This is a genomic window from Microbacterium sp. UBA3394 (genome assembly GCF_002358725.1).
Taxonomy (GTDB): domain Bacteria; phylum Actinomycetota; class Actinomycetes; order Actinomycetales; family Microbacteriaceae; genus Microbacterium; species Microbacterium luteum.
This window is the reverse complement of sequence record NZ_DEPK01000093.1, coordinates 1-2,504: the sequence shown is the minus strand read 5'-3', so window position 1 is coordinate 2,504 and position 2,504 is coordinate 1. Positions and strand designations below refer to the sequence as shown.

2 protein-coding genes are annotated in these 2,504 nt (G+C 71.0%); both read left to right on the top strand.

The genetic code is table 11. From position 1 onward, the window contains the following. Nucleotides 1-227 precede the first annotated feature (227 nt). Nucleotides 228-1,115 (top strand): dimethylargininase, encoded by an 888-nt coding sequence (ddaH, locus tag B4E30_RS05670; protein ID WP_286793928.1) that lies wholly within the window; start codon nt 228-230, stop codon nt 1,113-1,115. Next, entirely contained in the window at nt 1,112-2,341 is a 1,230-nt protein-coding gene (gene rocD / locus B4E30_RS05665; RefSeq protein ID WP_286793926.1) for an ornithine--oxo-acid transaminase, read from the top strand. Before ddaH ends, rocD begins: the two co-directional genes overlap by 4 nt. The last annotated feature ends 163 nt before the right edge of the window (nt 2,342-2,504 follow it).

Below are 2,504 nucleotides of genomic sequence, written 5' to 3'. Positions count from 1 at the left end.
AGGATTCGGCGCAGATCCTCCGACCTCGGCGCGGATCTCCGACGACGACGCGTGCCGGATGCGCCTGTCCGGCGCGACCTCGGCGTGAATCTCCGACCGAGCGCGCGTCGTGCCACAATGGACTCCGGCGTGCCCGGGCCGCCGCTTCTCCTCGTGCGATCCACGGCGGGGACAGGACCGCCGGGCCTCTGGACAGCGTCCGCCGCCCCCTTCACTGAGGAGCGAAAATGTCCACGCACCACACCGATTCGTCGAGCACCCCCGCCACCGAGCGCGTCGCGCAGCACCGCCGGTACCTGATGTGCCGCCCGGAGCACTTCACCGTCAGCTACACCATCAACCCCTGGATGGAGCCGGCGAAGCCCACCGACACGGCCAAGGCCGTGCGTCAGTGGCAGGCGCTGTACGACACCTACATCGAGCTGGGTCACGAGGTCGAGCTGATCGATCCGCTCGAGGGTCTGCCCGACATGGTCTACACCGCCAACGGCGGATTCGTGATCGACGGCGTCGCCTACGGGGCGAAGTTCCGCTTCGAGGAGCGCGTTCCCGAGGGGCCGGCCTTCATGGACTGGTTCGGGCAGAACGGGTTCGAGGTCGTCGACCCGCGCGAGGTCAACGAGGGCGAGGGGGACTTCCTGCTCGTCGGCGACACCATCCTCGCCGGCACCGGCTTCCGCTCGACCGGCGACAGCCACGGCGAGGTCGGCGAGGTCTTCGGCCGCGAGGTCGTCTCGCTCAACCTGGTCGACCCGCGCTTCTACCACCTCGACACCGCGATCGCCGTGCTCGACCCGGTGCAGGGCCCCGGCGGCGTCGACCACGCGAACATCGCGTACCTGCCGGGCGCCTTCGACGAGCCCAGTCGCGCGATCCTCGCCGAGCGGTATCCGGATGCGATCCGCGTGTCCGACGAGGACGGCGCGGTGTTCGGGCTCAACTCTGCCTCCGACGGCCGGAACGTCATCATCTCGCCGCGCGCGAAGGGCTTCGAGACCCAGCTGCGCGAACGCGGCTATCACCCGGTGCTCGTCGACCTGTCCGAGCTGCTGCTCGGCGGCGGCGGCATCAAGTGCTGCACCCTCGAACTGCGATCCAAGGAAACGCCGGTATGACCCCCGCCACCTCGCCCAGCCTCGACACCGCCACCATCCGCGTCATCGGCGCGGAGGACGAGCACCTCGCCCACAACTACAACCCGCTGCCGGTCGTGATCTCGCGCGGCGAGGGCGTGTGGGTCACCGACGTCGAGGGCAAGCGCTACCTCGACCTGCTCTCGGCGTACTCGGCGCTGAACTTCGGACACCTGCACCCGGCCCTCGTCGCCGTCGCGCAGGAGCAGCTGCAGCGCCTGACCCTCACGAGCCGTGCCTACCACAACGACCAGCTCGTCGAGTTCTCGTCGGGCCTGGCGAAGCTGTGCCGGAAAGACCTCGTGCTGCCCATGAACACCGGCGCCGAGGCCGTCGAGACCGGAATCAAGGTCGCCCGCGCGTGGGCGTACCGGGTGAAGGGCGTGACGACGGATGCCGCGCGCATCGTCGTCGCGGGCGGCAACTTCCACGGGCGCACCACGACCATTGTGGGCTTCAGCGACGACCCGGATGCGCACGACGCGTTCGGTCCGTACGGTCCCGGCTTCGTGCAGGTGCCCTTCGGCGACGCCGAGGCGATCGCGGCGGCGATCGACGAGAACACCGCGGCCGTGCTCATCGAGCCCATCCAGGGCGAGGCCGGCGTCGTCATCCCGCCGGAGGGGTTCCTCACCCGCGTGCGCGAGATCTGCACCGAGAAGAACGTGCTCTTCATCGCGGATGAGATCCAGTCCGGCCTCGGTCGCGTCGGCGAGACCTTCGCGTGTGACCGCGAGGGCGTCGTGCCCGACGTCTACCTGCTCGGCAAGGCGCTCGGCGGCGGCATCCTGCCCGTCTCGGCGGTCGTCGCCGACCGCGACGTGCTCGGGGTCATCAAGCCCGGCGAGCACGGCTCGACCTTCGGGGGCAATCCGCTGGCCGCCGCCGTCGGCGCCCGTGTGGTCGAGATGCTCGCCTCGGGGGAGTTCCAGACGCGCGCCAAGGCGCTCGGGGAGCACCTCGAGGCGAAGCTGGAGGGGCTGGTCGGGAACGGCGTCACCGCCGTGCGCGTGGCGGGCCTCTGGGCCGGCGTCGACATCGACCCGAGCGTCGGCACCGGCCGCGAGGTGGCCGAGCGCCTGCTCGGCCGGGGCGTGCTGGTCAAGGACACGCACGGATCGACGATCCGCATCGCCCCGCCGCTGACGATCCGCGCGACCGAGCTGGACTGGGCGATCGAGCAGCTGAAGGTCGTGCTCGCCGGCTGACGCGACTGACGGGGCCGCGCCACCCGCGCGGACACCGCGCCACCCTCGCTGGGACTACGCCACCGACACCGGGACCTCGTGCCAGCCCGTGGCCCCGTCCGGGGCCGGTGGTGCCGTCTCCGACGTCTGCGTCTGGCCGTCGGCGCTGATGGCGCGGCACCGC